The sequence below is a fragment of the Rhodoblastus sp. genome (assembly GCF_041915505.1).
GTDB lineage: Bacteria > Pseudomonadota > Alphaproteobacteria > Rhizobiales > Beijerinckiaceae > Rhodoblastus.
Window position 1 is genome coordinate 21,224 of record NZ_JAYSBG010000008.1, and the last position, 6,300, is coordinate 27,523.

Sequence of the window (6,300 nt, forward strand, 5' to 3'; positions counted from 1 at the left end):
TCGCGTCGCCTTCGCGACAGCGGGCGCGGCCACGCAGAGAAGGGATGGACATCATGACGCTCGACCTCAAGGGAAACTGGACCGACGCCGATCTCGCCAAGCTTTTGGCGTCGCAGGTCGATGACCGCGACTGGCGGCTGGAGGTGGACGCCGCCGGAATCGCCTCGCTCGCCGACAAGACCGCCAATCCGACCGGTCCGGATTATGACGAGACGCTGCATTGCTTTTTGGAGACCTGGATGGCGGGGACCGATTTCGTCGGTCCCTCGGCGGCCGGCGACAAGGTTCTGGTCGGCAAGATCGCGAAGGCGCTGCGCGAAAATTACCCCGCGCTCAAGGGACCCAAATTCGTCTATGTTTCGTTGTAGGTCTGCTGCGGCGCCGAAGCCGCCAATTGCGAAATGGGGCGAGGCGGACGATGCGCGGCAGGAAAAATCCGTTCATGAGCGCCTGGCTCAGCGGCGCCAACAAGGCGGCCAATACGGCGATGGGCGCGGCGCGGGTCCGCATCATGGCCGAGGCGAAGCGTCAGCAATCCGACATGGCGCGCGCCATGGGCAAGGCGATGGGCTCGCTCTGGAGCGCGCCGCTCGCCTTCACGACGAAGAAACCACGCAAGAAGCGCAAATAATCACGACGCCGAGTCGAGCCAGACGCGCAAATCCGCCTCGGCCCGCGCCGAGAGCGCGCGCTTTTTCGCGATTGCCTTTTCGGGCCCGCGCATACGCTTGCCGTCGGGCGCCTTGGGTGTGAAATCAAGCGGCGGAAACAGGCCGAAATTGACATTCATCGGCTGGAAGCTGCGCGGCCCGGCGTCGATGGTTTCGATATGGCCGCCGGTGATGTGGTTGAGCAGGGCGCCGATAGCGGTCGTCTGCGGAGGCGGCGGCAGTTCGCGCCCCAGACGCTCAGCGGCGGCCATCCGTCCGACGATTAAGCCGACGGCGGCGCTTTCGACATAGCCCTCGCAGCCGGTGATCTGGCCGGCGAAGCGCAGGCGCGGCTGCGCCTTGAGCCGCAACGCCCTGTCGAGAACCTTGGGCGAATTCAGGAATGTATTGCGGTGCAGCCCGCCCAGGCGGGCGAATTCCGCCCGCTCAAGGCCGGGAATGGTGCGGAAGGTCTCGATCTGCGCGCCATACAGCAGCTTGGTCTGAAAGCCGACCATATTATAGAGCGTGCCGAGCGCGTTATCCTGCCGTAACTGGACGATGGCGCATGCCTTCACGGTCGGGTTGTGCGGATTGGTCAGGCCGACCGGCTTCATCGGCCCGTGGCGCAGGGTTTCGCGGCCGCGCTCGGCCATCACCTCGATCGGCAGGCAGCCGTCGAAATAGGGCGTCTTTTCGAAATCTTTGAATTGCGTCTTGGGGCCTTCGATCAGAGCCGTGACGAAGGCGTCATATTGCTCGCGGTCGAGCGGGCAATTGATGTAATCCGCGCCGCTGCCGCCGGGACCGGCCTTGTCGTAGCGCGACTGGAACCAGGCCTTGTCCATGTCGATAGAATCGAAATGCACGATGGGCGCGATCGCGTCATAAAAGGCCAGCTCCGCCTCGCCGGTCAGCGCGCCTATGGCCTCCGCCAAAGCCGGCGAGGTGAGGGGGCCGGAGGCGATGATCACATTGTCCCAATCCGCCGGCGGCAGCCCGGCGACCTCCTCGCGGCGGATCGTGATCAGCGGGTGTTCTTCCAGCGCGGCGGTGACGGCGGCGGCGAAGCCGTCGCGGTCAACGGCCAAGGCGCCGCCGGCCGGCACCTGATGAGCGTCGGCGCAACGCATGATGAGCGAATCCATCGCGCGCATTTCCCGATGCAGCACGCCGACGGCATTGGTCTCGGAATCATCCGAACGGAACGAATTCGAGCAGACCAGTTCGGCGCAAAATTCGGTCTTGTGCGCGTCGGTGGCGCGCACCGGGCGCATTTCGTGCAGCACGACCGGAACGCCGGCGCGAGCGATCTGCCACGCGGCTTCTGAGCCGGCGAGGCCGCCGCCAATGATATGGACGGGTGAAAGAGCGTTGTTCATACGCGAGGTTCGGACTTTTTCTGCTTGAGGGGCGGGCGCGCGATAACGCGATCGTCGGTCGAAAAGCCCATTTCGCGTCAGGGCGTTTCCGCGTCAATGCAAATAATATTACCCGGATAAAATTGACACGATTATTTTATCCGGGTAATAATTGCTCAGATCGGAGCGCCTCATGACGAATGCCTTGCCTTCTTCTGTCACCATTTTCGCCGGAACGACCCGCGTCGCCCAGGCCGCCACACCCTATGCGGGCGCCATCGCGCGGCAATTGCTCAGCGACGATCCCGCCGCGCGTCTGCTGGTCTTCGAGGACGGGACCGGCCGGCAGGTCGATCTCGATCTGCGGGACGAAGCCCAGGCGCAGCCGACGGCGGAAGACCCGTCCGCCGGCGACGCGCGCGGGCGCGGACGGCCGAAGCTCGGCGTGGTCGCCCGCGAAGTCACCCTGCTGCCGCGCCATTGGGATTGGCTGAACGGCCAGCCCGGCGGCGCTTCGGTCGCCTTGCGCAAGCTGGTGGAACAGGCCCGGCGCGACCAAAGCGAGAGCGACCGCCGCCGCGAGGCGCGCGAGGCGGCCTATCGTTTCGTTTCGGCCATGGCCGGCGATTTCCCCGGTTTCGAGGAGGCCTCCCGCGCTTTGTTCGCCGGCGATCGCGGATCGTTCATCGAGCGGACAGTCGCCTGGCCGCAGGATGTCGCGGCTTATGCGCGCTGGCTCGCCTTTCGCGACGCGGCCTGAAGGCGGCGAAAAAGGAATGTTGCTCGCCTTTGGCCGCGCGCCGTGCTAACCGCTTGACGAAAAGAGGGTCCAGGAAACCGCAATGGCCGATATTTTTCGCGAAGTCGACGAAGACGTCCGCACAGATTCTCTGAAGCGGCTGTGGTCGAAATATTCCATCGTCGTCTTCGGTCTCGCCGTCGCCATTGTGGTCGGCACGGCGATTTTCGTCTTCCTCCGCCATGAACGCCAGACCCGCGCGGAAGCCGCCGGCGCGGCTTATGAAGCGGCGCAGGCTTTGGCCGCGGCCAACAAGCCCGATGCGGCGGCGGCCGCCTTTGACGATCTCGCCAAGAACGCGCCACAAGGCTATCAGGCGCTCGCTCGGATTCGCGCGGCGGAGGAGCGCGCCCAGCTCGATCGCATGGCGGCGGTCAAGGAATTGGACGCTCTGGCCGCCGAAGCCGGCGCCGACAGCCTGCTGCGCGACGTCGCCCGCCTGCGCGCCGCGATGTTGCGCGTGGACGAGGCCGGCAAGGCTGAGCTCGAACAACGCTTCTCGCCGCTGCTCGATGGCCCCTTCCGCCATACCGCGCGCGAATTTCTCGGCCTTGCCGCCCTGAAGCGCGGCGATTTCGAGGGCGCCGGCAAATGGTTCGACCAGATCGTGGTCGATCCGAACGCCCCGGAAAATCTGCGCCAGCAGGTCAACGCCTATCTGTCGCTGGTGCGCGGCGGCGGCAAGTTCACGCCGCCGGTCGCGGAAAAGCCCGCCGCGCCGGCGCCCGAAAAGGCGGCCCCGTCGAAATAATGTCCTTCACCGTCGCCATCATCGGCCGTCCGAACGTCGGCAAATCCACGCTTTTCAACCGGCTGGTCGGAAAGAAGCTGGCGCTGGTCGACGACCAGCCCGGCGTCACGCGCGACCGTCGCGCCGGCGACGCGAAGCTCGGCGACCTGCATTTCACCATCATCGACACGGCGGGCCTTGAAGAGGGCGCGGCGGAAACGCTCTCGGGCCGCATGCGCGCCCAGACCGAGGCGGCGATCGACGACGCCGACGCGATCTTCTTCGTGATGGACGCGCGCGTCGGCGTCACGCCGGAAGACCGCCATTTCGCCGCTTTGGCGCGCCGCGCCGGCAAGCCGCTGATCGTGATCGCCAACAAGGCCGAGGGCAAGGCCGGCGAGGCGGGCGCCTATGACGCCTTCGCGCTCGGCCTCGGCGATCCGGTTGCGCTTTCCGCCGAACATGGCGACGGCTTCGCGGAGCTTTACGGCGCCTTGCTCGCGGCTCTGCCGGAGGAAACGGCGCTTTCCGAGGATGAGGACGACGCGCGTCCCGCGCTGGTCCTCGCCGATGACGAGGATGGCAGCGAACTCGACCCGACCAAGCCGCTGCGGATCGCCATCGTTGGGCGGCCTAATGCGGGGAAGTCCACGCTCATCAATCGTCTGCTCGGCGAGGAGCGGCTGTTGACGGGGCCCGAGGCCGGCGTCACCCGCGATTCCATCGGCGTCGAACATTTTTGGCGCAAGGGTGAGCGCGACGATGCGCGGCGCTCGGCCTATGCCGGGACAAGCGTCGAACGAGCCTTGAAGGTTTTCGACACGGCGGGCCTGCGTAAACGCGCGCGGGTCGATGACAAGCTGGAAAAGCTCGCCGCCGCCGACGCCTTGCGCGCGGTGAAATTCGCCGAGGTGGTGGTGGTCCTGCTCGACGCGACCATTCCCTTCGAGAAACAGGACCTGACCATCACCGATCTGGTGGCGCGCGAGGGGCGCGCTTTGGTGATCGCGCTCAACAAATGGGACCTGATCGAGGATAAATCCGCCAAGCTGATCGAATTGCGCGAGGAGGCCAACCGCCTGCTGCCGCAGGTGCGCGGCGCCGCGGTGGTTCCGGTTTCGGGCGCCACGGGGCAGGGGATCGACGCGCTGATCGAGGCGGCGATCAAGGCCCATGAAATCTGGAACCGGCGCATTTCCACGGCGCGGCTCAACCGCTGGCTTGAAGGCGCGATCGACCAGAACCCGCCGCCGGCGGTGGCGGGACGGCGGATCAAGATCCGTTACATGACCCAGCCCAAGGCCCGGCCGCCCTATTTTGTGATTTTCGGCAACCAGCTCGACGAATTGCCGGAGTCCTACCAGCGCTATCTGGTCAATGGCCTGCGCCAGACCTTCGACCTGCCCGGCACGCCGATCCGCGTCACCCTGAAACAGGGCGACAATCCCTATGCGGGCAAAAAGCGTCGCTGATCTTTCGCTCGCTTGACGTACGATCGCGTCATGGTCGTGATCGCCGTGCCGCCGCCCGTGGACTGTGACGTCCTGCTGCCGGGCTATGATTTCGTTGACGCCTATCAGGCGCCCGTCGCGCCGGGGGTGGACGCCGTAGAGGCGGCCCACCGCGCTTTCGCTCGCGCGCCCGGCTGGGCCACGGCGTTGATGGCGCTGCGGGACAGGTTGGTCGCGCCTTTCGGCCTGAAGCCCGCGCCTGCGTCCGGATTTCCGGTGGTTTCCGAAACGCCGGAACAGGTCGTGCTCGGCTTTGACGACCGCCATCTCGATTTTCGGGTTGTCGTCACGGTGGCGGCGGGCAAGGCCACGCTGACGACCATCGTGCGCCGGCGCAATTGGCTGGGCCGGGCCTATCTATTCGTCATTCTGCCGTTCCATCGCCTGATCGCGCGGGCATTCGCGGCGCGGATCGGGTGAGGGTAGGTTCAGGCCGGTCCCTGGAACGAGAGGACGCGATCCGTCGGGAAATCGTAGATCTTGCCGGTTTCGGTCCAGTCCGGCCCGCACAGATCGACCAGTTTCGGCGCGAATTCTTCCGGCGTGCGCAAGGTCATCGGGTCTTCGCCCGGCATGGCGGCGGCGCGCATCTTGGTCCGCAGCGGGCCCGGATTGACGCTCATCGCCTTGATCGCCGAGACATTGACCGTATCCGCGGCATAGGAGCGCAGCAGCGCGTCCACGGCGGCCTTGGAGGTCGCATAGGGGCCCCAGAAAGCGCGATAATAGGCTCGCTGCGCCGCGCCCGACGAAATCAACGCGACGCGGCCGGCGTCGGAGGCGCGCAGCAGCGGATCGAGCGAGCGCAGCAGCCGGTAATTGGCCGTGACATTGACCGCGAACAGCTTGTCCCATTTGTCGGGATCGCAATGTGAGATCGGCGTCAACGGGCCGAGAATGCCGGCATTGCCGACGAAAATGTCGAGCTTGCCCCAACGCTCGAAAATCGCCGCGCCAAGTCGGTCGAGCGCGGGGAAATCGGTGACGTCGCAGGGAACCAGCGTGGCTTCGCCGCCCAGCGCGCGGATGGCGTCGTCCAGCTCCTCCAGCGCGCCCTGGGTGCGCGCCATGGCGATGACATGGGCGCCGCGCCGCGCCAGTTCGAGCGCGATAGCGGAGCCCAGGCCGCGAGACGCGCCGGTGACGAGGGCGATGCGGCCGGCGAGTTTCTTCTCGCCGGGCTTGGTCGGATCGGACATGGATCAGCCTGTGGTGAAGGTCAGCCGGTTTCGGCCAGCAGCGACAATTG

Annotated in this window: 8 protein-coding genes; 6 read left to right on the forward strand and 2 right to left on the reverse strand. The window is 66.1% G+C overall.

Features of this window, described 5'->3' with window-relative positions:
* Positions 1 to 53: 53 nt before the first annotated feature.
* Both ACE3S9_RS01425 and ACE3S9_RS01430 read left to right on the forward strand, forming a co-directional pair.
* The gene (locus tag ACE3S9_RS01425; protein WP_374544641.1) at positions 54 to 368 is read left to right on the forward strand and encodes a hypothetical protein; all 315 of its coding nucleotides are present in this window, start codon (positions 54 to 56) and stop codon (positions 366 to 368) included.
* Between the two features lie 74 nt (positions 369 to 442).
* On the forward strand, positions 443 to 631 hold the full coding sequence (locus ACE3S9_RS01430; RefSeq protein WP_374544642.1) for a hypothetical protein: 189 nt from the start codon (positions 443 to 445) through the stop codon (positions 629 to 631).
* Here ACE3S9_RS01430 and trmFO read toward each other — a convergent pair whose 3' ends face one another.
* The gene (gene trmFO, locus ACE3S9_RS01435) at positions 632 to 2,032 is read right to left on the reverse strand and encodes a methylenetetrahydrofolate--tRNA-(uracil(54)-C(5))-methyltransferase (FADH(2)-oxidizing) TrmFO (RefSeq protein WP_374544643.1); all 1,401 of its coding nucleotides are present in this window, start codon (positions 2,030 to 2,032) and stop codon (positions 632 to 634) included.
* Between the two features lie 172 nt (positions 2,033 to 2,204).
* Here trmFO and ACE3S9_RS01440 point away from each other — a divergent pair, with 172 nt between their 5' ends.
* From ACE3S9_RS01440 to ACE3S9_RS01455, 4 genes are all read left to right on the forward strand, one after another.
* Entirely contained in the window at positions 2,205 to 2,771 is a 567-nt protein-coding gene (locus tag ACE3S9_RS01440; protein WP_374544644.1) for a DUF2239 family protein, read from the forward strand.
* 82 nt (positions 2,772 to 2,853) lie between these two features.
* A complete protein-coding gene (locus tag ACE3S9_RS01445; protein ID WP_374544645.1) occupies positions 2,854 to 3,561 on the forward strand; it encodes a tetratricopeptide repeat protein in 708 nt (235 codons plus the stop codon).
* Entirely contained in the window at positions 3,561 to 5,012 is a 1,452-nt protein-coding gene (der, locus tag ACE3S9_RS01450; protein ID WP_374544646.1) for a ribosome biogenesis GTPase Der, read from the forward strand. Before ACE3S9_RS01445 ends, der begins: the two co-directional genes overlap by 1 nt.
* A gap of 30 nt (positions 5,013 to 5,042) precedes the next feature.
* Positions 5,043 to 5,471 (forward strand): DUF2867 domain-containing protein, encoded by a 429-nt coding sequence (locus tag ACE3S9_RS01455; RefSeq protein ID WP_374544647.1) that lies wholly within the window; start codon positions 5,043 to 5,045, stop codon positions 5,469 to 5,471.
* A gap of 8 nt (positions 5,472 to 5,479) precedes the next feature.
* On the opposite strand, the gene ACE3S9_RS01460 is transcribed toward ACE3S9_RS01455, so the two are convergent.
* Positions 5,480 to 6,250 (reverse strand): SDR family NAD(P)-dependent oxidoreductase, encoded by a 771-nt coding sequence (locus ACE3S9_RS01460; RefSeq protein WP_374544648.1) that lies wholly within the window; start codon positions 6,248 to 6,250, stop codon positions 5,480 to 5,482.
* Positions 6,251 to 6,300: the final 50 nt, after the last annotated feature.

What these genes read in the sequence shown, in the direction of transcription:
- ACE3S9_RS01425 (WP_374544641.1), top strand. Translation starts at nt 54, where the DNA reads ATGACGCTCGACCTCAAGGGAAACTGGACCGACGCCGATCTCGCCAAG.
- ACE3S9_RS01430 (WP_374544642.1), top strand. Translation starts at nt 443, where the DNA reads ATGAGCGCCTGGCTCAGCGGCGCCAACAAGGCGGCCAATACGGCGATG.
- trmFO (WP_374544643.1), bottom strand. Translation starts at nt 2,032, where the DNA reads ATGAACAACGCTCTTTCACCCGTCCATATCATTGGCGGCGGCCTCGCC.
- ACE3S9_RS01440 (WP_374544644.1), top strand. Translation starts at nt 2,205, where the DNA reads ATGACGAATGCCTTGCCTTCTTCTGTCACCATTTTCGCCGGAACGACC.
- ACE3S9_RS01445 (WP_374544645.1), top strand. Translation starts at nt 2,854, where the DNA reads ATGGCCGATATTTTTCGCGAAGTCGACGAAGACGTCCGCACAGATTCT.
- der (WP_374544646.1), top strand. Translation starts at nt 3,561, where the DNA reads ATGTCCTTCACCGTCGCCATCATCGGCCGTCCGAACGTCGGCAAATCC.
- ACE3S9_RS01455 (WP_374544647.1), top strand. Translation starts at nt 5,043, where the DNA reads ATGGTCGTGATCGCCGTGCCGCCGCCCGTGGACTGTGACGTCCTGCTG.
- ACE3S9_RS01460 (WP_374544648.1), bottom strand. Translation starts at nt 6,250, where the DNA reads ATGTCCGATCCGACCAAGCCCGGCGAGAAGAAACTCGCCGGCCGCATC.